The sequence below is a fragment of the Brevibacterium metallidurans genome (genome assembly GCF_037101285.1).
Taxonomy (GTDB): domain Bacteria; phylum Actinomycetota; class Actinomycetes; order Actinomycetales; family Brevibacteriaceae; genus Brevibacterium; species Brevibacterium metallidurans.
In genome coordinates this window covers 301,833-324,535 of record NZ_BAAAAF010000001.1, presented here as the reverse complement: position 1 = coordinate 324,535, position 22,703 = coordinate 301,833, and the positions used below count along the sequence as shown (strand labels likewise).

19 protein-coding genes are annotated in these 22,703 nt (G+C 69.0%); 9 read left to right on the top strand and 10 right to left on the bottom strand.

The window, feature by feature from the left end:
• The first annotated feature begins 140 nt into the window (after positions 1-140).
• Positions 141-347, top strand: coding sequence for a flagellar basal body-associated FliL family protein (locus AACX88_RS01375; RefSeq protein ID WP_339391301.1), 207 nt, complete (start codon positions 141-143; stop codon positions 345-347).
• Between the two features lie 41 nt (positions 348-388).
• On the opposite strand, the gene AACX88_RS01370 is transcribed toward AACX88_RS01375, so the two are convergent.
• Entirely contained in the window at positions 389-1,009 is a 621-nt protein-coding gene (locus AACX88_RS01370) for a GyrI-like domain-containing protein (protein ID WP_339391300.1), read from the bottom strand.
• Between the two features lie 237 nt (positions 1,010-1,246).
• Here AACX88_RS01370 and AACX88_RS01365 point away from each other — a divergent pair, with 237 nt between their 5' ends.
• The 4 genes from AACX88_RS01365 to AACX88_RS01350 all read left to right on the top strand — a co-directional run bounded on the left by AACX88_RS01365 (position 1,247) and on the right by AACX88_RS01350 (position 5,526).
• Complete coding sequence (locus tag AACX88_RS01365; protein ID WP_339391299.1) at positions 1,247-1,939, top strand: HEAT repeat domain-containing protein; 693 nt, start codon at positions 1,247-1,249, stop codon at positions 1,937-1,939.
• A gap of 293 nt (positions 1,940-2,232) precedes the next feature.
• Positions 2,233-3,408 carry a MerR family transcriptional regulator gene (locus AACX88_RS01360; RefSeq protein WP_339391298.1) on the top strand — a complete coding sequence of 392 codons (1,176 nt, stop codon included), beginning with the start codon at positions 2,233-2,235 and terminating at the stop codon, positions 3,406-3,408.
• A 100-nt stretch (positions 3,409-3,508) separates the two neighbouring features.
• Positions 3,509-4,966 (top strand): LssY C-terminal domain-containing protein, encoded by a 1,458-nt coding sequence (locus AACX88_RS01355; protein ID WP_339391297.1) that lies wholly within the window; start codon positions 3,509-3,511, stop codon positions 4,964-4,966.
• Positions 4,967-5,040: 74 nt separating this feature from the next.
• Entirely contained in the window at positions 5,041-5,526 is a 486-nt protein-coding gene (locus AACX88_RS01350; protein ID WP_339391296.1) for an SRPBCC family protein, read from the top strand.
• A 150-nt stretch (positions 5,527-5,676) separates the two neighbouring features.
• On the opposite strand, the gene AACX88_RS01345 is transcribed toward AACX88_RS01350, so the two are convergent.
• Positions 5,677-6,333: a MarR family winged helix-turn-helix transcriptional regulator gene (locus AACX88_RS01345; RefSeq protein ID WP_339391295.1), complete on the bottom strand. Its 657-nt coding sequence runs from the start codon at positions 6,331-6,333 to the stop codon at positions 5,677-5,679.
• Positions 6,334-6,419: 86 nt separating this feature from the next.
• Here AACX88_RS01345 and AACX88_RS01340 point away from each other — a divergent pair, with 86 nt between their 5' ends.
• The gene (locus tag AACX88_RS01340) at positions 6,420-7,556 is read left to right on the top strand and encodes a hypothetical protein (RefSeq protein WP_339391294.1); all 1,137 of its coding nucleotides are present in this window, start codon (positions 6,420-6,422) and stop codon (positions 7,554-7,556) included.
• A gap of 105 nt (positions 7,557-7,661) precedes the next feature.
• Here AACX88_RS01340 and AACX88_RS01335 read toward each other — a convergent pair whose 3' ends face one another.
• Positions 7,662-9,584: an acetate--CoA ligase gene (locus AACX88_RS01335; RefSeq protein ID WP_339391293.1), complete on the bottom strand. Its 1,923-nt coding sequence runs from the start codon at positions 9,582-9,584 to the stop codon at positions 7,662-7,664.
• A 103-nt stretch (positions 9,585-9,687) separates the two neighbouring features.
• On the opposite strand from AACX88_RS01335, the gene AACX88_RS01330 reads away from it, so the two are divergent.
• Positions 9,688-10,485 (top strand): prolipoprotein diacylglyceryl transferase, encoded by a 798-nt coding sequence (locus AACX88_RS01330; protein ID WP_339391292.1) that lies wholly within the window; start codon positions 9,688-9,690, stop codon positions 10,483-10,485.
• Positions 10,486-10,626: 141 nt separating this feature from the next.
• Here the strand turns inward: AACX88_RS01330 and AACX88_RS01325 are convergent, their stop codons facing one another.
• The 5 genes from AACX88_RS01325 to AACX88_RS01305 form a co-directional block, all read right to left on the bottom strand.
• On the bottom strand, positions 10,627-11,187 hold the full coding sequence (locus AACX88_RS01325; RefSeq protein WP_339391291.1) for an AAA family ATPase: 561 nt from the start codon (positions 11,185-11,187) through the stop codon (positions 10,627-10,629).
• Positions 11,188-11,279: 92 nt separating this feature from the next.
• Positions 11,280-12,248: an NAD-dependent epimerase/dehydratase family protein gene (locus AACX88_RS01320; RefSeq protein WP_339391290.1), complete on the bottom strand. Its 969-nt coding sequence runs from the start codon at positions 12,246-12,248 to the stop codon at positions 11,280-11,282.
• Positions 12,249-12,318: 70 nt separating this feature from the next.
• Positions 12,319-15,060 carry an alpha/beta fold hydrolase gene (locus AACX88_RS01315; protein ID WP_339391289.1) on the bottom strand — a complete coding sequence of 914 codons (2,742 nt, stop codon included), beginning with the start codon at positions 15,058-15,060 and terminating at the stop codon, positions 12,319-12,321.
• 8 nt (positions 15,061-15,068) lie between these two features.
• Positions 15,069-16,097 carry a 3-oxoacyl-ACP synthase III gene (locus AACX88_RS01310; protein WP_339391288.1) on the bottom strand — a complete coding sequence of 343 codons (1,029 nt, stop codon included), beginning with the start codon at positions 16,095-16,097 and terminating at the stop codon, positions 15,069-15,071.
• 175 nt (positions 16,098-16,272) lie between these two features.
• Positions 16,273-17,283: a hypothetical protein gene (locus AACX88_RS01305; protein WP_339391287.1), complete on the bottom strand. Its 1,011-nt coding sequence runs from the start codon at positions 17,281-17,283 to the stop codon at positions 16,273-16,275.
• 156 nt (positions 17,284-17,439) lie between these two features.
• On the opposite strand from AACX88_RS01305, the gene AACX88_RS01300 reads away from it, so the two are divergent.
• Together AACX88_RS01300 and AACX88_RS01295 are read left to right on the top strand one after the other, a co-directional pair.
• Positions 17,440-18,243 carry a 3-oxoacyl-ACP reductase gene (locus tag AACX88_RS01300; protein WP_339391286.1) on the top strand — a complete coding sequence of 268 codons (804 nt, stop codon included), beginning with the start codon at positions 17,440-17,442 and terminating at the stop codon, positions 18,241-18,243.
• Between the two features lie 44 nt (positions 18,244-18,287).
• Positions 18,288-19,193: a MurR/RpiR family transcriptional regulator gene (locus AACX88_RS01295; RefSeq protein WP_339391285.1), complete on the top strand. Its 906-nt coding sequence runs from the start codon at positions 18,288-18,290 to the stop codon at positions 19,191-19,193.
• Between the two features lie 1,234 nt (positions 19,194-20,427).
• On the opposite strand, the gene AACX88_RS01290 is transcribed toward AACX88_RS01295, so the two are convergent.
• Together AACX88_RS01290 and AACX88_RS01285 are read right to left on the bottom strand one after the other, a co-directional pair.
• A complete protein-coding gene (locus AACX88_RS01290; protein ID WP_339391284.1) occupies positions 20,428-21,018 on the bottom strand; it encodes a dienelactone hydrolase family protein in 591 nt (196 codons plus the stop codon).
• Positions 21,019-21,020: 2 nt separating this feature from the next.
• Positions 21,021-22,604: an FMN-binding glutamate synthase family protein gene (locus AACX88_RS01285; RefSeq protein ID WP_339391283.1), complete on the bottom strand. Its 1,584-nt coding sequence runs from the start codon at positions 22,602-22,604 to the stop codon at positions 21,021-21,023.
• Positions 22,605-22,703 lie beyond the last annotated feature (99 nt).

Genomic DNA, 22,703 nt, shown 5'->3' with positions numbered 1-22,703 from the left:
ACCACGCCATGCTTTTTGTCACAGAACGATCACGGACCAGTGGGAGCAGCGCTGACTGTGGCTGCGCGGCCGGGCGGGTGTTGCCGATCTGGCAAACGTCGCAGCCGCCCGTGACCGTCCCATCCACCTAGGATCAAGGCATGACCCGTTTCGTTCGACGATCCCCGCTTGCCAGCTGCCTCATCGTCACCGTTGCGGTTGTGGCCACGCTGTTCATTGTCGGCGTCGTCATCGTCGTTGCGCTGACCGTGGGCTCGAGCCACGGTGAACCACCGTCGGTCGATCCGTCGCCGCAGGAAAACCAGTCAACGAGTCCAGCGACCGGTGGCTGGACGAGCGGAGGCTGAATCGCCTCGTCGGGCCACGTGCCGAGCCCGAACACTCCGCCTCACCTCACGCGTCGCACCGGCTGCCTGAGGATCGTCCGCAGCTTCGCGGGTGCCGTCCTCCGGGAGTCGCTGAGGTAGATCTCGTGATGCGTGCCGGTGAGTGCGAACCCTGCGTTCGGGATGACGTCGTCATGGAGGTGGGCGAGCACCTCGGCCTCCGAATCGAACGACCCGAGGTGGAGGGTCTGCACGCAGGTGCCCTCGTCGAGGGTCTCGACCCTCACCTCATGCAGGCGCGGGGGAGAGGACTTGCGGGCGACCGCCTCGGCGGCGGATTCGATATGGGTGCGATCGAGCCAGTCCGGAACAAGGAGCATGAGGGTGAAGTCCCAGTCGGATTTGTTCCGTGCGGTGGTGAAGGAGCTCATGTCCTCGGCCCACCACAGACCCTCGAGCGGCGGCACGACGTAATCGCGGTCGAGTTCCCGCTTGCTGAGGAACTTCAGCGCGTACGCGAGCGGGTAGAGCGACTCGACCGCCGAGGTGAACTGCGGTGAGGTGTTCGGATCGCCGTGCCCGTCGAGCATGAGGTACCGCATCGGCGGGACGGTGATCGTGCTGAACTCGCCGGATTTCGCGCGGTAGCTCGGAAGGGTCTTCTTGAGGTCGATCTTCTCCACGGCTGCCCCTGACGCAGTAGCTGTCGATCGCTGATGGCCGGTTGGCGCTCTCTCCGATTCTATGGCGAGTTCCGGCCCGGCGATTTCTGTGGTGGCAGTGGTGGTGTCAACCTCGGCGAAGGCGGGCATGTCCCTGGTCGCCGAGGGTCGGCCTCAGCGTCGGCCTTGACCTTGACACGATGTCAAGGCCTTCACTGGGATGAGTCGTCGCCACGAGAGCAGAAGGAGGCTGACATCATGACAGAGACCACTCATTCGCGAGGACATGACCGCGACGGAGCAGTGCAGACAGAGATGCTGCGCCGAGGCGCTGCGCCCCAGCGGCTGCGGGCTGCACTGACGATCGGCACCGATGCCGACGACGAGTTCCTCGACGTCCTCATCGAGCGTTGCCGCCTCGAACCGGACTTCTTCGTCCGCGACATGCTCACGTGGGCGCTGACGCGGTTGGATCCGGACCTCGTCGTGCCGAGGCTCATCGCCGAGCTCGACTCCGACGTCGCGCAGGCGCAGAGCCAGGCGCTGCACACGCTGTCGAAGATCGGCGACCGACGCGGCTGGGAAGCCATCGACCCGAATGTCATCGGACTGCGGTTCATCGCCCATCCCGACGCCGAGGTGGCCCGCAGTGCGTGGCGATCCGCGGTGTCCCTGGTGCCGGGTGAGAATCGAGCGGATCTTGCATCAGCCCTGGTCACGCAGTTGGGACGGGGTGATCTGGAGACGCAGAAGAGCCTGAGCCGGGCGCTTGTCGCGCTCGGCGATGATCTCGTGTCAGTGGTGGATGGGAGTGTTGGGGCAGAGGAAGAAACAGTGCGCGCACACGCTCTGGCGACGGTTGAGATGTTCCATGACCCCGACGCCGGCTTCGCCCACGCCATGGGCGAAGCCAAGCGTGTGGTCGCACTGGGGTCCGAGGCGACGGCCTAGTCCGACTTCGGGAAGGGTCGGCCGCCGTGTGCGGTGCCGAGCGGGGCAAGCTCGGCACCGAGCCGGCATCGCCGTCTCCTCGGACTCCTTCCTCCGAACCCCTTGGGCGTTGCGGTGCCCTCCGCGTCTCTGCGCTGGCACGGGAGCAGGGTGAGTCGTCCTGGAGCAGGGCCGGACGCAATCGATTGTGGCGGGTGCACAATGGTGCAGAGCTTCGATGACTCCGGCATAACCAGTGCAGGCAGGATCACCGCAGGTCAGCACTCCGGGGCAGTGACGAAAGGGAGGCGGCGATGCTCATCGGCGAGGTGTCTCGGCGCTCGGGCGTGAGCGCGCGCATGCTCAGACACTACGAGTCGCTCGGGCTCGTCACTCCCAGCGCGCGATCGTCGAACGGCTACCGAGAGTATTCACCGGCCGATATCGGCCGGATCTTCCACATCGAGGGTCTGCGCAGTCTCGGACTCTCTCTGCCCGAGATCGGTCGGCTGCTCGCCGATCCTGGATTCGACGCCTCCGCCGTGATCGCCGACCTCATCACCGCCGTTCGTGAGCGCATCGCGGCCGACGAGCGCCTGCTGACACATCTCGAGCAGGTCTCCGGCCTCGGCGCCGCAGACGGCGAGAGTCTGCTCACCGCGATCGACCTCATGCGTTCGCTCGAATCCCGCGATGTCATCCAACGCCACAAGGCCGCACTCGGCAGCGGGGTCGACGGCGGTGTGCCCGTGGAGATGCTCTCACGGGCGGTGCTCGAGGAATCGGTGCTCAATGCGGCGGGCGCGATGCGGTGGGCTCTCGCCCAGGCCGGTCACGACGCCGTGGCACCTCTCGCCGCGGGGCTCGACTCCGAGGACCCCGGAGTCCGGCGCAATGCGATCCGCGCGCTCGACGAGATCTGGAGGACCACCTCGGCGAACGACCTCGCCGAGTCCGACGCCGTGATCGCGGAGGCGATGCGCGCGGCACTCGACGACGAGGATCCCGAGGTGAGCACGATCGCAGCGCTCGCCCTCGGACGCCGCGGCGACCCGTCCGCCGTGCCGATGCTCCTCGACATCGCGATGAGCGGGAGCAAGGACATCGACGCCGCCGAGGCGCTCGCCGGCTTCATGTTCGCCGACACCGCAGGCGACCCGTCTGTCGCACCGGCTCGTTCCGGTCCACATGCGGACGTCCCGACCGCGGCCTTCCTGCTTCCGGCCGAACCCGCTGCGGCCGGTCCGGTCGCTGCCGACCGCACCACTGCCGACCTGACCGTCGCCGAGACGATCATGGCCGAGCTGCGAACGCGGTCGGGCTCACAGGATCCGACCGTGCGCTTCCGGGTCCTCCAGGTGCTCGTCGAGATCCCCGGTGCCGAGAGCGACGCACTCATCGCCGTCCTCGCCGAGGACGAGGTACGGGAGATCGCTGCCACCGCGAATGCGTCTCTGCTGCGTCGACACGTCTCACCGCGCCACGACTGAGAGACTCGCGACTGCGGGCACCACGTGCCCGACACTCACGACCGAGAGAATTCCGCCCAGTTCCCCTGCCGGAGTCAGTGCCCGTCGCTACACTTGGTCCATGAATCCCCGAGCCCAGACTCCGGATCCCCCTCCCGGGCAGGCACCCGATCGCGAGAAGAACCGCCGTCGGCAGTCGTTCGTGTTCCGACGGCACCATTTCACGGTCACCGGCGTCCTCGACTACTTCTTCTTCCTCTTCGGCGGAGCAGCCTCCCTGTTCCTCGCCCTGCTCATCCTCCTCAAGGGCTTCTCCCTCGGCTGGTGGCAGGTGCTCACCCTGCTCATCCTCTGGGCCGTCGTGTCGTATCTCGCGCTGCCCCGGCTGCACCGCATCCTCTCCCAGATCTACGTCCCCAACTACTTCATCGGGCGCACGAGGACCTCGGACGGCCTCCTCGGCGATCCCGTCAACCTCGCATGGCGGGGCGAGGAGGCGCAGATCCACCATGCGATGAAGGCCGCCGGGTGGACGCTCGCCGACGACATCACGGCCGCCTCGACGTGGGGCATCATCAAGTCGACCCTGACGAAGTCGAGCTACCCCGAGGCTCCGGTCTCCCCGCTCATGCTCTTCGGTCGTCGGCAGGACTTCGCCTACCAGCAGGAGGTCGACGGCGACCCGGGCCAACGCCATCACGTCCGCTTCTGGAAATGCCCCTCGGGGTGGCTGCTGCCCGGCGGTCTGCAGGCGGACTGGCTGGCGGCGGGAACGTACGACAAGAGCGTCGGGCTCTCCCTCTTCACCCTGCAGATCACCCACAAGATCGAAGAGAACACGGACATCGAGCGCGACTACATCGTCAAGACCGTCACCGAGGCGGACCCTGAGATCACCGTCGACAACATCAAGGACTTCTCGACCGGCTACCACTCCCGCAACGGCGGTGGAGATGCGATCGTCACCGACGGCAACCTGCCGATCATCGACGTCAAGATGGTCACCACTGACGCCGACGACTATCCCGAGCGGCTCGACCTCGCCCTCGACGCCACGCAGATCTACCACGACTCGAACTCGGTCTCCGACCTTGCCCGCACCCTGTGGAGCAAGCGGCCTCTGCAGACGCTCATCGGGGCGGGCCTCGTCCTCGTCCTCCTCCAAGCCACCGATGTGCTCAGCATCCTCCTCGATTGGGACGGCCTGCGAGCCGACGTCGCCAGCACCGGAGGGAGTGCTGCCGACACTGAGATCGTCACCCGGATCGTCGCCGGCGTCCTCGTCGGGCTCAGCCTCATCATCGGTGTCATCCAGGTCATCGCCTCGATCTCCGTCTTCCGCGGCAGCAACCGGGCGAGACTGTGGATCCTCACACTCTCGACGATCTCGGTCATCATCTCGTTCACGAACTACCTCACCGGTGACCGCAGCATCGCGACGAACATGTACTCGCTCGTCACCGTCGCCCTCCAGGTCGGTGTCCTGCTCTCGCTCTCGAGCGACTCCTCCAGGCTCTTCACCCGGTTCAGCACCGCCGCAGCCCGCGCCGACCGACAGGATCGGGCGATCGAGGACTGAAGTGTCGGAGTCACCAGGTCGGAGTAGTCTGACGGCAGAGACCCCGTCCTGGACCACGGCCGAAAGGGAAGCCGATGACCGACTCCGCCCACTCCGATGCCTCCGCCTTCGACGCGATCGACCCTGCCCTCAAGGTTGTCAGCGCCGAACTCGTCATCGACGCCCCCTCTGCTGAGGTGTTCGCGCTCATCGCCGACCCCGCACGGCAGCCGGAATGGGACGGCAACGACAACCTCGGCGAAGCGGCTGCGGGTCAGCGCATCACCGAGGCGGGCGGATCGTTCATCACGACCCTGACGAAGGGCGTCGACCGGGAGAACCACGTCGTCGACTTCGAGGAAGGCCGCCTCATCGCGTGGATGCCCGCCGAGGTCGGACAGCCCAAGCTCGGGCACAAGTGGATCTGGGAACTCGAACCCGAAGGTGACTCGGTGCGCGTCCGGCACACCTACGACTGGACGCAGCTGCGGGATCCGCAGCGGCTGCCCCGCGCACAGTCGACGACGGCAGAGAAGCTGCTGGCCTCGCTCGAGCGGCTCAAGGCGCTCGCCGAGAGCTGAAGCGTCGACAGCTGAGGCTTCCCGCATTCAGCTGCAACAAGGCCGGCCGTGTCCATCGTGGCCCCGATCGCCTTTCACATCTGGTACGCAAGACCGCACGGCCGCGACCGCTGGTCAGACCTGCGCGTCGGGCACGGCTGGGGCCGCTGGTTATCGTGGCCACGCGTCGGCGAGGCGCGTGAGGAGGTCGGCGAGCGTCTCCCGCTCCTTGTCCGTGAACGAATCGAGCGCGACATCGACGCTGGCCTGCTGTGCGCCGAGGAAGCGGTTCGTGATCGCCCTCCCCTTCTCCGTGAGCGCGATGAGCGTGCGGCGAGCGTCGTCGGGATCGGCCTCGCGCCGGAGCAGGTCGAGCTCGACACCCTGCGACACGAGCCGTGAGGCTCGTGGCTGATCGACCCCGATCGCCTCGCCGAGCGCGCTGACCCCGATGGCGTGCCCGACCTGGGCAAGGGCGATGAGCAGTCGCAGCTGCGCTCTCCCGCCGAGGCGACCGCCCAGACGGTGTGCCCATTCCCGCCACTCATCTCGGCCGGGGTGATCGCGGCGATCCCGACCGTGGCCCGGACCGCCGTGGTCAGGGCCGTGGTGACCCCGTTCGCTGTCGCCCGGTCCGGTCCCGAACGGCCCGCCCTTGCCGAAGAGTCCGCCGTCGCCGAAGGGGCCGCCCTCGGCGAAGGGATTTCCACCGGGGAATCCTCCGGGTCCGCCGCGATGTCCGCCGGGTCCTGGCCCACGGAATCCTCGTCTCCACTGGAGCTGGGTGAGTGCCTCGGCGATCTTGGCAGTCGTGTCGTCTGTCGTCATGCCTGAATTTTACATGTCTCTTGACATGTTTCGTGAATGCATGTCACTATGCATATACATGTCAGATAACAAGTAAAGGAGATGACATGTCCACGCACAATCACTTTGACGATGACAACGACAACACCAACGACGAACGCGGCGCGGCCGCGCAAGGCCCGGACGGCGCGAACGTCCAAGGCAAGGCGGACGGTCCGGACGGCACCGGCCACGCAGCCGACGCTGATGGCGACATCGAAGCCGAGGTCGAGGTCGACGAGTTCGTCGATGTCGATGACCGCCCGATCGATCACGAGGTCACCAGCGAGGACGCCCCGAATCTCGCACGACTGCTCAGGCAGGCAGGGCGATCGCTGCGCAGGGAGTTCCTCTCAGCGGTCGCGGACGAGGACATCGATCCTCGTGATGTCGCCGATCTGCGTCGCCGAGGCAGGCGCTACCGCCATGACGAGGATGTCGCCGATGGCGGCGTCTGGGCTGAGAGCGATCACCGCGACGATGCAGACGGTGTCGACCCGGACGAACTTCGCGACCGAGTCCGTGCGCTGCGAGACCGCGTGAGTGCGAAGGTCGAAGATATCCTCACCGCCGACGAGGTCGCAGCGATGTCCGAGTCGCTGACGAAGATCATCGACGCACTCGGCGGCGATGACGACGACATCAGGGCGATGCGCGAGAAGATGCGCAGATTCGCCCGCGGTCGCGGATTCGGTCCTGGTTGGGGCTCTGATGGCCGTCGTGGACATGGCCACCACCGGGGCCCTGGCGAAGGACATCACCGCGATTTCGCCCGCGACGACTCAGGCTCTGCCGGCCCACGTGACCACCGTGGCCCGCATGACCACAGTGACCGGCGTCGAAGCGATGGCCCTCGGGGCTACGACGACTTCGACGATGATTTCGATCCGCGCATGCTGTTCCGTCGAGGCGCTCGCCGCGGCGGCCCGCGCGGTGGTGGTCGAGGCTTCGGCCCCGGCGACGGACCCGGGTCCCGCGGCGGACGCGGTCCGCGCAGCGGCGATCGAGGCTTCGGACCGTGGGGCGGCTTCGGTCCCGGCGGCCCACGTGAGGGCTTCGACGCCGACTGCGACCCGCGCATGCTCTTCGCGCAGTGGCTGCGCGGCGCGAGCGGTCGCAGACGCGAAGACGCCTACGAGCGCGGATTCGCCGCCGGCTTCGCTCAGGGGCAGCGGTCAGCACAGCAGACGGACTCGCGGGACTGAGCCTCTCCGGCCCCACGACCGGCTGAGCCTCAGCGCCCCTCGCTGGCTGAGCCACACCGGCCCCACAGCCAGCGGGGCCACACCGGCCCTGCAGCCGGTTGAGCCTCACCGGCCGCGCAGGACCGCCTCGAGGTCATCGAGCACGGTGCGGTCCTCGATCGTCGACGGCACGGCAGGATTCTCGATGCCGTCGGCGATCTCGCGCATCGTCTTGCGCAGGATCTTCCCCGACCGCGTCTTCGGCAGCGCACTGACGATGTCGACCTGCCTGAACGCGGCGACCGGACCGATCTCCCGCCTGACCATCGCCACGAGTTCGGCGGTGATCTCCTCCGGGTCGGCCGCCTCGGCGGAATCACCGAGGACGACGAGCGCACGCGGACTCTGCCCCTTCGTCTCATCGTGGACTCCGATGACGGCCGCCTCGGTGACCGCGGGATGGGAGGCGATGACGGCCTCCATCACTCCGGTCGACAGGCGGTGGCCGGCGACGTTGATGACATCGTCGGTGCGGCCCATGACGAAGACGTAGCCGTCCTCGTCGAGGTAGCCGGAATCGCCGGTGAGGTAGTAGCCGTCGAAGGCCGAGAGGTACGAGGAGACGAACCGGGAGTCATCGCCCCACACCGTCGCCATCGTTCCCGGCGGCAGGGGCAGCTTCATGACGATGAGGCCCTCCTGCCCGGCCGGCACCGGCGCGCCCCCGGGGTCGACGACCTCGATCTCATACCCGGGCACGGGCTTCGTCGGGGAGCCCGCCTTGAGCGGGAACCGGGTGAGTCCCAGCGGGTTCGCCGCGATCGGCCACCCCGTCTCGGTCTGCCACCAGTTGTCGACGACGGGGATCTCGCGCCCGGTCACCTCGGCGAGGATGTTCGTCGTCCACTCATAGGTGTCCGGGTCGAGCCGTTCGCCGGCGAGGAACGACGCGCGCAGCGAGGAGAGATCGTACTTGCCGATGAGCTCGCCGTTCGGGTCCTCCTTGCGGACGACTCGCATGGCCGTGGGCGCGGTGAAGTGGACGTTGACCCCGTGGTCCTCGATGATGCGGAAGAACGTCCCGGCGTCGGGGGTGCCGATCGGCTTGCCCTCGAAGAGCACCGAGGTGACTCCGGCGAGCAGCGGGCCGTAGACGATGTAGGAGTGCCCGACGACCCAGCCGACGTCGGAGGCGGTGAACATCGTGTCCCCGGGTTCGAGGCCGAAGATGTGCGGCATCGAGTAGGCCAGTGCCACGGCGTAGCCGCCGGAGTCGCGGACGATGCCCTTGGGCTTGCCGGTGGTCCCCGAGGTGTAAAGGACGTAGAGTTCGTCGGTCGACTTCACCGTCACCGGGTCGATGCCCTCAGAGGTGGCGGCGAGGAGCTCGGCGTAGTCGAGGTCGGTCGCACCGAGTTCGCAGCGGTGCTCGTCGCGTTGGACGATGACGGAGAACTCCGGTTTCGAGGAGGCCAAGGAGATCGCCTCGTCGAGCATCGGCTTGTATTCGAGGATGCGGTTCCGTTCGACTCCCGCCGAGGTGGAGATCACGGCCTTCGGGGCCGTGTCGTCGATGCGCACGGCGAGTTCGGCCGGGGCGAAGCCGCCGAAGACCACCGAGTGGATCGCCCCGATCCGGGCGCACGCGAGCATCGCGACGGCCGCCTCGGGGATCATCGGCATATAGATGACGACGCGATCGCCCTTGCCCACGCCGCGATCGGACAGGGCGCGCGCGAACCGGGAGACCTCGTCGAGGAGCTCGGCGTAGGTGATCGTCCGGACGGTGTCGGTGACGGGGGAGTCGTAGATGATCGCCGCCTGATCGCCGCGTCCGGCTGCGACATGGCGGTCGAGGGCGTTGAAGCAGACGTTGAGCTTGCCGTCGGGGAACCAGCGGTAGATCGGGGCCTGCGAGTCGTCGACGGCGATCGTCGGTTCCCTCACCCAGTCGATGAGCTTCCGGGCCTGCGTCAGCCAGTAGGCGCCGGGGTCGACGGAGATCTCAGTGATGACGTCGTCATAGGTGGGGCGTGAGGTGGCATCCATGACCCCATTGTGACGCATGGCACATTCCATCGCCGAGGCGGGGGTGCCCAACCGTTACCTCAGGCTCCCGGCATCGGGGTCGGTTCCCGGGCACAATGGGAGGATGCGTTATCTGATCGCCCTCATCATCGGAATCGTCGCCCTCTTCGTCGTCAACGCGTTCGCGGATCTCTTCTCGATGCCGCGGCCGTGGGGTTCGCTGCTCATGGGCGGGATCGTCGGCGTCACCATGGTCATCACTCTCCTCATCTGGGAGACCGTGCGTCCCAGCCAGCATGACGGGGTGCCGGCGAAGCCGAAGATGAGCGAGGAGGAGCGTGCGCAGGCCCGTGCGGAGCGGCGTGCCCGTCTTGCCGCCGAGGCGGGGGTGAGTCCCGAGACCGGTGACGGGACCGCGGTGGGGTCGGAGGACTCCGAGCGCACCGAGGCGGACACCCGAGGCGAGGGAAGTCACGGGAAGAGCGCGGCGAGCCCGGGGCCGAGCGCCACGGCCGCTCCAGGGTCAGCCGCCGCGGGATCTGCTGCGGCAGCGACAGGTGCGGTTCCGGCGGCGGAGGGAAAACTCGCGGACGGGTCAGCGACGCAGTCGGCCGATGACGCAGCCGTGCCTGCCGAAGATGAGCCCCAGCCGGACGACACCGCGACACAACGGGCTGCAGATGCCAAGGAGGCGGAGCGGGCCGAGGCCGACGCCTCGGCAGTCGACGAGGTCGAACCCGATCACGCGAGAGAAGCCGCCGAACGCGAAAGCGAGGTCCGTGACGAGTCCCGCGACGATTCGGCACAGGGGTCGTCGCTCGAGTCCCCGCCGGTCGGTGAGCCCGGCGTGTCCATCGACGCCCTCGACGACGAGAAGTCGCGGTCGGAGTCCGCCTCCGGCGACGAGGGGCGCTCGCACTAGGCGACCAACGTCATCGAACCGTCGGCCGAAGTCGGCGGCCGGTTCAGGTTCGGCAGCTGCCGACCCCGGCAGCGGCTCGACCACGGAGCAGCCGGAACCTCTGCAGCCGTTGGCGCAACTCGTCCACCCCGCGCTCGCGCGCTACCGGCGGGCACCTGCGATCAGGGCGAGGACATCATCGACGGCGCGATCCCTCGTCGTGAGCGCAATTCGCGACCATCCTTCACCCGTGCCCAGCCCCTCACCGGCGACGATGCGCGCCCGCAGCTCGGTCCACCGGCGCCAGTGCCGGTCGAAAGCGGGTCTGCGCACGACCCTGCCACGCCTCTCCTGACCGCGCAGTGCAGCCTCATGACCGACGTCGATGTAGACAGCTTCGGCATCACGGCCGGCCGCATGCGCGAGCCCCGAGATCAGGAGCCGACTCCACCGGCGGGTTCCCGGGTCGTGGACGACGACCGGGGGACCGCCTCGGCGAAGGATGCGGCAGAACGCCGCGATGTGGGCGATGGTGTGGACGAATGGGCGCGCCACCGCGTACGGCACCCAGGGGAGGATGCGGCGGAGGCAGTCGCGCACGGGCTCAGGATCGGAGACCCGCAGCCACGGCGCACGGCGTTTGATCTCCCTGAGGGTCTCGGTCTTGCCGGCCCCGGGAACGCCTGCGAGCAGGACGACCGGAGACGACCGTGTCGCGGTCATGAACCCATTGTGCAGGGACAACCTGTGCCGAGGATTCGAGTGCCGCACCGACCGGGAACGCGCACGGCCGGAATCGCGCGCAACAGGGTCGGTCAGCCGGCGTAGTGGGCCGCGAGGATCTCCAGACCGTCCTCGATGCTCACCCGAGGCGTCCAGCCGAGCACTTCCTGCGTCCTGCGCTGATCGAACCAGTGCGCGGTCGAGAGCTGTTCGGCGAGGAACCGCGTCAGCGGCGGTTCGTCGTCGTGATCGCCCAGCGCCCACACCCGCTCGACGACCGCCCCTGCGGCCAGGGCGGGTCCGACGGGGATGCGCAGCCGCGGCTCGGCGGCTCCGCCGGCGATCGCGATGCGCGACATCAGCTCGCCGATCGGCCGCGGCTGACCGTTCGTGACGACGAGCGCCTCACCATGGGTCTCATCGACCGCGGCAACTGCCGCAACGATCGCGTCCACGGCGTTGGCGACGAAGAGCGTGTCGACGAGTGCCGCCCCGGACCCGAGCACCGGCATCCGCCCGGCCTTGGCCCGGTCGATGACCCGCTCGGTCAGCTGCGTGTCCCCGGGCCCCCACATGAGGTGCGGGCGCAGCACGAGGACCCGGAAGTCCGCGGAGTCCGCGCCCAGGGCGATGAGCTCACCGGCCGCCTTCGTCCGGGCGTACTCGCCGCGCGCATGCTCAGGCGAAGCCGGTCCTGCACCGTCGCCGACGATCGACTCACCCGTGTGCGCGACCGACGGCGACGAGATGTGGACGAACCGGGGCACCTCGGCGGCGCGCGCGGCCTCGACGAGGGTGGCGGTGCCGCCGATGTTGACAGCCTCGAACTCGCTGGGATCACCCATCATCGAGACCTTCGCGGCCAGATGGACGATCGCCTCGGCGCCCGCGACCGCCTCGGCGACAGCCGCGGGATCCGTGACGGTGCCGAGCACATCGCGGGCGCCCTCGACCCCGGACGGACGCCGCTGCAGGGTGGTGACGGTGTGACCTCTGGAGACGAGTGCACGGGCGACGGACGACCCGAGCAGGCCGGAGGCGCCGGTGACGGTGATCTGCATGGTGGTCTCCTCAGTCGTTTCGGGGACGGTCCGGGATCGAACGGCAGGGGGCGCGACGACGGCGCGGGCCTCAGACGCGGCGGGGCACACCGTCGCCGGTGAGCACCGTCTCAGCCCACTCGGCCAGCCGCGACCGGTCGATCTTCGAGTTGTGGCGGATGTCGGTCGGGAAGCTCGGCGCGACGAGGACGGCCGCAAGATCCTGCCCGGTCTCGGCGACGAGAGCGCGCAGCCGCGCCGTGAGGTCGAGCGGGGCGAGCCCTGCAGAGAGTGCAGTCCCCTCGGCGTCGAGGACCGCGACGAGCGCCTGCGTCCCCACCGGCCCGGTGCCGACGACGGCACTGCGGCTGACCTCGGAATCGGAGTCGATGAGCGCCTCGAGCCCACCGGGACCGACCGGCCCGCGCGGGGTCGTCACGACATGCTGCAGCCGGCCCTCGAGCCACACCCGCCCCTCATCGTCGATGTGCCCGATGTCGTTCGTCCGGTGCCACGAGAGCCCGCCGAGGCGGTCGCGCCCGGCATCAGCGGTCGTGCGCCAGAGGTTGTCGTACCCCGAGCGCAGGTGCGCGGCACTGACGACGAACTCGCCGAGGCGGCCCTGCGCCGCCGTGCCCTGGAGCAGCTCCGCGGCCGCTGTGCCATCACCGTCGATCGGGGCGAGGGCGAGCTCGACCCCGTCGATCGGGGTGCCCACGCACACGCCGAGGTCGTCCCCGGCCGCGGCCGCCGCGACGCCGGCGGAGTCGATGTCGGTGAGCAGCAGCCCTTCGGTCATCCCGTACGGCGAGTGGATCGCGGCGTTCGGGAACACCTCGGCGATGGACTCCATGAGCTCGAGCGGGACGGGTGCGCCGGCGGAGAGGACGAGCTCGACGCCCGCACACGCCGCGCGCTGGGCGGCGTCGAGTTCGCCCGCGGTCGCGGCGACGTTGCGGTACGCGGCGGGGGAGGCGAAGACCATGGTCGCGCTGCCGGCGATGATCGCCTCGGCGATCGCCGTGGCCGTGAGCGTCTTCGGCTTCGTCACGGACATGTCCGGTGTCACCGAGGTGGCCCCGATCGCCGGTCCCAGCAGCGCGAACGGCGGGAAGCCTGCGACGAGACCGGTGCCCTCACGGACGTCGAAGACGTCGGTGAGCACCGCGGCGAGGGCGGCGATGTCGCCGTGCGTGTACCGCACACCCTTCGCCGGGCCCGTCGACCCTGAGGTGAAGAGGATCGCGGCGTCGTCGTCCGGTCCGGGGGTGGGCGGATCCCCGAAGATCGGGGTGCGTGCGAGTTCGGTCAGGCTCGTCTCGGCGGCGACAATCCTCCGCTGCACCGGCCCGAGCGGGGACACGGAGATGCGCCGTCCGGGCCAGCCGAAGGCACGGGCGAGGCCGAGTCCGGGCAGTTCGCCGATGATCCACTGCGGATCCGCCGAGGTGACGGCCCGGGTCATGCCCCGGGGGCCGAGTCCGGCGTCGGCGACGACGGCGACCGCGCCGATCTTCAGGCACGCGTAGAGCGCTGCGGTGAGGTTGTTGCCGGGCGGGACGAGCATCGAGACCCGGTCGCCAGGGCGCACGCCGAGGTCCCGCAGGCCGTGGGCGATGGCCGTGGTGACGTGCCAGAGGTGACGCCACGTGATCTGCTGGGCGGGGTCCTTCGAGAAGTCTACCGAGGCGATCGTCTCGTCGTCGCGGCGGGCGTCGAGGATCGCGGTGACCGGGCGGGCCGCGGTCGGGGATGCGCCGACCGGCGCTGGGGCGTCCCCGCTCGAGCGCCCCTCGGCGGGGAACTGCACGTCGAGCCAGTCGAGGACGAGGCCGGGCACGTCGAAGTCCTCGCTGACGAGGTGCGACCCGAGTTCGAAGCGGTGGACGTCGGCCTGCGGCAGACGCTGCCGCAGATCGCGCAGGTAGCGTTCGAGGAACACCGGGTCCTTCGGTCCCCACACGAGGAGCGCCGGGCGGTCGAAGGCGGCGATGTCCTCACCGATGCGCTGAAGCTCCGCATACGAGGGGTGGGATTCGTTGACGGGGATGTCGGCGACGAACCCGCCGATGCCGTGGCGCAGGTCCGCCGATTCGTAGGGGGCGCGGAACGCGGCCCGCACCTGCGGGTCGAGATCGCCGAGGCGCAGCGTCACGCGCAGGAAGCCGTCGGTGACGACCGTGGCCGTCGGCAGCATGGGCCCGGCGAGCGTGGCCCGCAGCGGCGCCGGGATGGGCGCGTTCTCCGGCTGGTGGACGGCCGTGTTGAGGCTGATCGCGGCATCGACCCAGTCCCGGTTCCGGGCGGCCCAGCCCAGGGAAAGCACTCCGCCCCAGTCGTGGCCGATCGTCACCACGGGATGATCGGCGCTGTCGGCCGCACCCGACGCAGACGTCACGGCGGCGGCCTCGGCACCGCCGGTCGCCTCGGCGAGGAGGGGAGTGACAACGGCGTCGAAGTCGGCGATGCGCTGGGAGATGCGGCGCACCTCGGCGCCGGAGGGAGTGGGCAGACCCGCATGGGGCAGACGTTCGGAGAAGCCCATGTCGAGCTGGTCGGGGGCGATGAGACGCCAGGCGCGGCCGCCGGCACGGGCGGAGGCGAGGGTCGCGGCGGCCAGCCTGCGCCACAGGTACGACCAGGTCGGGTTGCCGTGGAGGGCGAGGATCGTGCCCGCCGGCTCGAGGCCTTCGGCGCGCAGCGCGCTCAGGGTGTCGAGGACATGGAAGTCATGCGGGCCGTCGGCGGTGGCGGCGGTGACGATCCGGGACCAAGCGGGATCCCACTCGGGCAGCGTCGGGGGAGTCGTTGCCGGCCGTGCAGGGTGCTTCATCCGATCCTCTACCACTCGATTTCGGTCATGGCGGTGTTGAGCCCCGATCCCACGCCCATGCACAGGATCCGGTCGCCGCGCTTGAGCGTCTCGACCTCACGGCTGAGCGTGATCGGCAGGGAGGCGGGCCCGACGTTGCCGAGCTCGGGGTAGGTCACGGGGATCCGTTCGGGATCGAGGCCCGCGGCCTTCGTGATCGAGTTCGTGTGGACGTCGGAGACCTGGTGCATGACGTAGCGGTCCATGTTCCGCCAGTCCCAGCCGGTCTCGTGGGCTTCCTCCCACGCGGCGACGACGAGCTCCATGCCCCCGGCCAGCAGGCCCTTCGTGTCGGTGAACATCCCATTGTGGTCGCCGACGCAGAGCTCGTGGTGCTGGGTGGCCGCCCGGGTGATCCCGCCGAGGATGCGGTGGCCCTCAGGGTGCTTGTCCGCGGGTCCGAGGACGGCGGCGGAGGCGCCGGAGCCCAAGGTGAGCGAGGCGAACTCGTTGAGGTACTCCTCACGGGTGATGCCGTCGCGGGTGAGGCGGCGCAGCGTGGCCTCCTGGACGCGGGAGGCGTCCTCGCCGGCGACGACGAGGGCGTAGTCGATCTGGCCGGCGTCGATCATGTTCGCGGCCAGGGTCATGCCGTTGACGAACCCGAGGCACGCATTGGCGATGTCGAAGTTCATCGCCTGCGGGCCCAGGCCGATCCCGGCGTGGACGCCGACGGCCACAGACGGTTCCAAGTGCTCCCGGGTCACCGAGGTGTTGACCATCAGCCCGATGGCACCCGGCTCCACCCCCGCCTCGGCGAGGGCCTTGCCGCCGGCGGCGACGGCACCGGCGACGAAATCGCTGGGCTGATCCCAGTTGCGGCGGGACTCAACCCCGGCCACACGCTGGAGGAGACCCGTGGGCAGGCCGAGGGTGGTGAGGGTATCGGCGAGGCGCTCGTCGAATTCGTGTGAGGTCACTACGTTCGGGGCGACGATCTCGGCCAGACCGAGAAGCGCCACATTCGAGTGCCGGAAAGTTGCGTTGCCGTTCGCCAATTGAGGTTCTCATCCCTTTTCGGGTCGTTCGTCGACGTCTGCCTGGGCCGCCCTGCCGCACTGGGTGGGCGCGGCAGGCCGGAGGAAGTCCGGGGACCATCCTAGCGCGCAGTTGCTGAGATCGTTCTCAGCGGTGATCCGGCTCACGCGGTCCCGTGCCCCCGGTGGCGCGGGCTCAGCGCGTGAACCACGTGAACGCATCGTAGAGCAGCCCGGTGGCGCAGAGCACGGCGATGAGGGCGAGGACGATCGAGGTCACGGTGTGGGAGACCTTCGAGGACTGGAACCGCTCGGCCCGGCGGTAGGGCATCGGGCGGTCGGTGACATTGCGTCCGAACTGGACGAAGATCCGCCAGTCCATGACGTCGATGAGGGACTTCGCGGCGAGCGTGAAGACGATGATGCAGCCGATGGCCATGAACAGGAGGAAGACGAAGCCCAGGAAGCCGTAGTCGGTGAAGAACTTCACGACCCGGTCGACGACGGCGGCGGCGAAACCGGAGAAGCCTTCGCTGAAGGGCAGGGGTTCGAAGGAGTCCATGATCGAGTTGAGCGTCATCCGGTCGCGTTCGGTCCGCGAGGCCCCGATGTACATGACCAGGGCTGCTGCCAGGGCCACGCCGAGGTTGATGATCGAGATCGTCGAATTGTCCGGCCAGAAGTCGAGGGACTTGATCGTGTAGGTCGCGGCGAGGGCGACGCAGATGATCGCGCCGACGAGGGCGCCGACGGTGGCGGGCAGGAGCAGGTTGTTGAAGAAGACGAACGCGATCGCGGCGAGGAGGCCGGCGCCGAGGATGTAGGTGAACACGGCGATCGTGTCGCCCGAGGACGAGGTGGCCGCACGGCGGTTCTGCTCGATCATCCGGCCGGAGTAGGCGATGTTCTGGGTCAGCTCGGCCGTCGTCGCCTTCGCCTCGTCGGCGCTCGGCATCACCCGGGTCTCGGCCTCGTCGGCGCTGTAGCCGCGCAGGTCGCGGCGGCGCGGCGGAGCCTGGTTGTACCCCTGCTGTCCGTAGCCCTGCTGGCCATAGCCCTGCTGGTTGTATCCCTGCGGTTGGGCGCCTGCTGCCCGGTATTCGGGGGCGGGCTGCCACTTCCCGACCCTCGCGGCGAGAAGGTAGATGAGGATGACGACGACGGCCGCGAGGACTCCGATGGAAATGCTGGCGCCGATCGCGCTCATAGGGACTTCCTTGCAGGATGGACAACAGTGTTCTTGTCCTATTCTATGGCTTGTCCCGCACGGGCCTGCAGAAGATGGGTCTCAGCGCCTCCGCGGCGCGGTCTCGTGGGTAAGCTGGGGACGAGCCCACCGCCCGGAATTCGAAGGAGAATCCCGATGAGCAACGCCCAGGCCTTCACGACAGCGGCCATGCCCCTCGACCAGCAGCTCGTCCTCGTCACCGGAGCCGGCCGCGGGGTAGGGGCGGCGATCGCGAAGGCCTTCGCCCATGTGGGTGCCTCGCTCGTCATCAACTACCGGTACTCCGCCGATGCCGCAGAGGAACTCGCCGAGGCGGTCCGGGCCCGGGGCGGTCGTGCCGCGGCGATCGAGGCCGACGTCACCGACGACCGGGCCGTCGATGCGATGTTCGAGGCCGCGCAGGCCGAGTTCGGCACTCCGGTCTCGACCGTCGTCAACAGTGCCCTGCTCGACTACACGTTCAACGGCGACGACCGGCAGCCCGCCGACGAGATCGACTGGGAGGACCTCGCCCTGCAGTTCCGCGGCACCGTGGGGGCGGCGATGAACACGATCCAGGCGGCCATGCACGGGTTCCGGGAGATCGGATCGGGGCGCGTGATCAACATCGGCACGAACCTCGTGCAGAACCCGGTCGTGCCCTATCACGACTACACCGCGGCGAAGGCGGCGCTGCTGTCGCTCACCCGCACCTTCGCCCGTGACCTCGGCCCGATCGGGGTGCGGGTGAATATGGTCTCCGGGGGACTCCTGCGCACCACCGACGCTTCGGCGGCGACCCCGGAGGAGGTCTTCGACGGGATCGCCGAGGCCTCGGCGCTCGGGCACGTGACCACTCCGGAGGAGTTCGCCTCGGCGGTTGTCTTCTTCGCCTCACCCGGCTCACGTGCGGTGACGGGTCAGAACCTCATCGTCGACAACGGCCTCGTCATGAAATGACGGCTCGTCGCGGAGCCGAGTGCGGGGATGGCTATGCTGGTGCGATGGTCAACGGGCGTGAGCAGGTCTCCGGCGGACACGATCACGCACACAGCACCCCGAGAGTCTCCGTGCGGATGCGCTCGGCGATGCCGGGCCTCACGCCCGCCGAGAGGAAGATCGCACGGGCGATCCTCGCCTCCTATCCGCTCGCGGGACTCGAACCCATCGCCGATCTCGCCGGGGCCGCCGGAGTCAGCGCCCCCTCGGTCGTGCGCTTCGCCCGCACCCTGGGCTTCGACGGGTATCGGGGACTGCAGGAGGCGCTCAAGGTCGAGATGAGGGAGCGGGAGGCCTCGAACCTCTCGCAGGCCCAGGTCCGGGTGCCCGGCGACGAACCGGTCTTCGATGCCGCACGTCAGGGCTACCATGCGGGCATCGACGAGACCTTCGACTCCGTCATCGGCGACGAACTCGATCGGGCCGTCGCGCTGCTCGTGCAGACGAAGCGGACGCTCGCGCTCGCCGGGTCCACGTACACCGGCTACATCGCCGACATCTTCCACGCGCAGCTCGCCCCTGCCCGGCCGCGGGTGACGCGGCTGTCGTCGTCCCCGCTGCTTGCGGCGTCCCAGCTCATCGACCTCGGGCGCGGGGACATCCTCGTCGCCTTCGACGTCCGACGCTACGATCCGACCCTCGCCGAGGTGGTCCGGATCGGCAAGGAGCTCGGCCTGACGACGCTCGTCTTCACCGATCTCTGGCTCTCACCGGCGGCGACGCTGGCCGACCATGTGCTCACGGCCGATGTCAGGGCCTCGGGTCCCGCGGACACGCTCGCACCGATGCTCGCACTCGTCGAAGCCGTGAGCGAACTCGTCGCGACCGGACTCGGCGAGGACAGCGTCAGGCGACTCGCCCGCGTCGACCCGGTGCGGCTGCGTCTGCAGGGTGACGCCTGGCGCGAGTGAGTTGCGCGGCCGCGCGTCGATCTGCCGCGGGCGAGCGGGCCGGCCGCAGGCGGATCGGCCGCGGGTGACTCAGCCGATGCCGACGAGCACCTCGGCGGGGTTCAGCGTCGCGGTCCGGGGTGGCGGCGGGCCCGGAAGGGCACGCTCGGGAAGCCCGTTGCGGCGACCCTCCACCCCGGGGACGCGCCCCCGGGGCCGTTCTCGGACAGAGCCGACGACCGCCTCGGCGGGGATGCGGAGTCGCTTGGGACGGGGACGGCGGGCTGAGGGACAGGGGGCCCGGGAGCTGCGGCGCCGGCCGCATCGAGCGCGGACACGATTCGTCTTCCCTTCTCATCCATCGGTGGCTCCGACGGCGGGTCGGGGATCGCGACAGGGGGTCTGTGGGACGAAGGCAGACGACGGTGTCTGCCGAGGACTCTCGACGGTGGTGCGGAGAGCAGATGTTCCGGGACGGGCGGGGAGCATGGGGATCCTTCTCGGGTGTGCACGAGACGACATGTCGGGCAGCGGAGCGTTCCCTGGTCAAGGGAACGCTCCGACTGTCGGGGGATTTCCGGCAACGCGAGGGTCGTCGCTGTCGGCAGGGGCGGGTCGGCGATGGGTGTCGCACGCGGGGGTCGATGAGTCCGCGCACGTGGACTCGTTGAGTCCGGCCGTGAGGGGCGGTCGGGGATCAGCGCATCGGGGACGGTGCCGTGGAACGACGGACGTGGAGGTGACCTCGTCCGAAGTGCCTGGGACAGTCGCTCATCTGTATGGAATTTTCATTCCAGAGTATGACAAGTGCCGCTGAATGTAACCCCAGTTCTGGGAAATTCTCCGGCGTCGGGTCGGTGAACTCTCGGGTGAGCGAGGAGCAGGTGCGTCGTGACAGGGGCCCTTACGACGGAATGCGCACTTCAGAGGTCGGATTCCGGCGTCTTCGTGTGGATGTCGGAGGCGAGACTGCTGTTTTCCCGGTGCGGGCTTCGGCGGTCTTCTCGGTGTGGGAGGCGGCGAAGGGGCCGTTGTTCTTTCGCGGTGAGCCCTTCCGGTCCGTGTGGTGTCCCGCGATGCGGACCTCGGTGGTGGTCGGCCGTCCCGCAGTGCGGGCGTGGCCGGCTTTCCAGGGCGCGGGCGTCGACAGTGAGTCGAGCGTCCCGTGGTGCGGTCGTCGTCAGCGCGTCTGCTGCCGCGCAGTGCGGCGTCGACCGGGGTCTACCGTCCCGCGGTACGGGCATCGACCTCGGGTCTACCGTCCCGCGGTACGGGCATCGACCTCGGCGAGGAAGCTCAGCGCTCGGTTGCGGAGGACGGCGGCGCTCTCCGGCTCGAAGTCCTCGGATTCCGGGTCGCTAAACAGGTGTGATGATCCGGGGTAGAGGAAGCCCTCGGCGGCGGCGCCCGCGTCTCGGGCCGAGGCGAGCAGCGTGTCGACGTTGTCCGCATCCCGCCAGACGTCGTCGACGGCGAAGTGGACCTGGAGAGGCACATGCGACTGCCACCGGGTGGGTGCGGGGAAACCGCCGCCGTGGAAGAGGAGGACGCCTGCGGCACGCTCGTCGTTCTTGCCCATCTGCTGGGAGATCGCGGCACCCAGGGACAGGCCGGCGAACACGAGCGGACCGTCGAAGTCACGGCTGGAGGCGGTCACCCGGTCGACGAGGGTGCGGAAGCCCACGGTACACGAATGGGCCAGCCCCGCCTCGGCGGTGGTGAAGGTGTGCCCGTCGTAGATGTCGGGGGCGATGACCGTGTGCCCGCGGTCTCGGTAGGAGTCGGCGATGCAATCGATCCCGGGCGTCCTGCCGAGCGCCGAATGCGTGAGGACGATCGTGGCCACGGTCAGCGGCTGTGTCCGCGGGGGATGCGGAACGTGTCCGCGCGGGCTGCGGCCCAGTCGGCTGCCCAGTCCGCGGGGGCGTCGCCGAGGAGCTCGCCGGGTTCGAGCCAGTCGTAGAGGCGGGCGTACGACCACGACTCGGACGGGGAGAGGTTGCGGCGCAGCATCGTCGGTTCGAGTTCGCTGGGTTCGGCGGCACCCATCGAAGCCATGATGCGCATCGCCTCGGCGACGGTGCCGTCGTGGTAGTTGCGCACCCGATCGGCCTTGTCGGGGACGTAGATCGCCCGCGCCCGCCGGGGGTCCTGGGTGGCGACGCCGACCGGGCACTTGCCGGTGTTGCAGGCCTGGGCCTGGATACAGCCGACGGCCATCATCATCGCGCGGGCGGAGTTCGTGAAGTCCGCACCCTGGATGAGGCGTTTGATGATGTCGGATCCGCTTGCGACCTTGCCCGAGGCGCCGATCTTGATCTCGTTGCGCAGCCCCGCCCCGACGAGGGCGTTGTGGACGATCATGAGGCCCTGGGTAAGCGGGAGGCCGACGTTGTCCTCGAACTCGAGCGGTGCCGCGCCCGTGCCGCCCTCGGAGCCGTCGACGATGATGAAGTCCGGGGTGATCCCGGTTTCGATCATCGCCTTGCAGATCGCCAGGAACTCCGTGCGCGAACCGACGCAGAGCTTGAACCCGGCGGGCTTGCCCCCGGAGAGTTCGCGCATCTTCGCGATGAACTGGAGGAGTTCGATCGGGGTCGAGAACACCTTGTGGTTCGGTGGGCTGATGCAGTCCTTGCCGACGGGGACGTCGCGGATCTTCGCGATCTCCTCGGTGACCTTCGCCGCCGGCAGCACCCCGCCGATGCCGGGCTTCGCGCCCTGGGAGAGCTTGAGGGAGACCATCTTGACCTGCGGGTCGCGTGACTTCTCGGCGAACTTGTCCGGATCGAAGTCGCCTTCGGGGGTGCGGGCGCCGAAGTAGCCGGTGCCGAGCTCCCAGATGAGGTCGCCGCCGAATTCGCGGTGGTAGGGCGAGATCGAGCCTTCGCCGGTGTCCTGGGCGAAGCCGCCCATCGCGGCGCCCTTGTTCAGCGCCCGGACGGCGTTGTCGCTGAGCGAGCCGAAGCTCATCGCGGAGACGTTGAGCAGCGAGATGTCGTACGGCTGCGTGCAGTCCTTGCCGCCGACGGTGATCCGGGGCGGGGCGGGCGAGTTGGGTATCGGCGCGGTCGAGTGCATGAGCGCTTCGTAGCCGGTGCGGGAGACGTCGCGTTCGGTGCCGAAGGCCTGCTCGGAGTGGATGCCCTTCGAGCGTTCGTAGATCGTCGTGCGGGTGTCCCGGTTGAAGGGGCGGCCGTCCCAGTTGCGTTCGATGAAGTACTGCTGGATCTCCGGGCGGATGGACTCGAGGAGGAAGCGGGCATGGCCGGCGATGGGGTAGTTGCGCAGGATCGCGTGCTTCTTCTGCGTCAGGTCCCAGGCGGCGAGTGCGCCGAGTCCGACCGCCGAGGCGGCAGCGGCGATGCGCGCAACGCGCTGTCCTGTCGTCTCGCCGGTGACCAAGCGAACTATGGGGAGCTGACCTGCCATTGCGTCTCCTTGGATTGCGCGGGGTTCTCTCGTGCACGTGCCGGCGGTTCCGTTCGGCGGCGAACTCTGTTCGTCGTCGGCGGGACCGACCGTCCGCTG

Excerpts from the sequence above, each read along its gene's own strand:
- AACX88_RS01335 (WP_339391293.1), bottom strand. The coding sequence starts at position 9,584 with ATGGATGCCACCTCACGCCCCACCTATGACGACGTCATCACTGAGATC.
- AACX88_RS01325 (WP_339391291.1), bottom strand. The coding sequence starts at position 11,187 with ATGACCGCGACACGGTCGTCTCCGGTCGTCCTGCTCGCAGGCGTTCCC.
- AACX88_RS01295 (WP_339391285.1), top strand. The coding sequence starts at position 18,288 with ATGGTCAACGGGCGTGAGCAGGTCTCCGGCGGACACGATCACGCACAC.
- AACX88_RS01305 (WP_339391287.1), bottom strand. The coding sequence starts at position 17,283 with ATGAGCGCGATCGGCGCCAGCATTTCCATCGGAGTCCTCGCGGCCGTC.
- AACX88_RS01330 (WP_339391292.1), top strand. The coding sequence starts at position 9,688 with ATGCGTTATCTGATCGCCCTCATCATCGGAATCGTCGCCCTCTTCGTC.
- AACX88_RS01365 (WP_339391299.1), top strand. The coding sequence starts at position 1,247 with ATGACAGAGACCACTCATTCGCGAGGACATGACCGCGACGGAGCAGTG.
- AACX88_RS01300 (WP_339391286.1), top strand. The coding sequence starts at position 17,440 with ATGAGCAACGCCCAGGCCTTCACGACAGCGGCCATGCCCCTCGACCAG.
- AACX88_RS01345 (WP_339391295.1), bottom strand. The coding sequence starts at position 6,333 with ATGACGACAGACGACACGACTGCCAAGATCGCCGAGGCACTCACCCAG.
- AACX88_RS01340 (WP_339391294.1), top strand. The coding sequence starts at position 6,420 with ATGTCCACGCACAATCACTTTGACGATGACAACGACAACACCAACGAC.
- AACX88_RS01320 (WP_339391290.1), bottom strand. The coding sequence starts at position 12,248 with ATGCAGATCACCGTCACCGGCGCCTCCGGCCTGCTCGGGTCGTCCGTC.
- AACX88_RS01355 (WP_339391297.1), top strand. The coding sequence starts at position 3,509 with ATGAATCCCCGAGCCCAGACTCCGGATCCCCCTCCCGGGCAGGCACCC.
- AACX88_RS01360 (WP_339391298.1), top strand. The coding sequence starts at position 2,233 with ATGCTCATCGGCGAGGTGTCTCGGCGCTCGGGCGTGAGCGCGCGCATG.
- AACX88_RS01285 (WP_339391283.1), bottom strand. The coding sequence starts at position 22,604 with ATGGCAGGTCAGCTCCCCATAGTTCGCTTGGTCACCGGCGAGACGACA.
- AACX88_RS01375 (WP_339391301.1), top strand. The coding sequence starts at position 141 with ATGACCCGTTTCGTTCGACGATCCCCGCTTGCCAGCTGCCTCATCGTC.
- AACX88_RS01350 (WP_339391296.1), top strand. The coding sequence starts at position 5,041 with ATGACCGACTCCGCCCACTCCGATGCCTCCGCCTTCGACGCGATCGAC.
- AACX88_RS01315 (WP_339391289.1), bottom strand. The coding sequence starts at position 15,060 with ATGAAGCACCCTGCACGGCCGGCAACGACTCCCCCGACGCTGCCCGAG.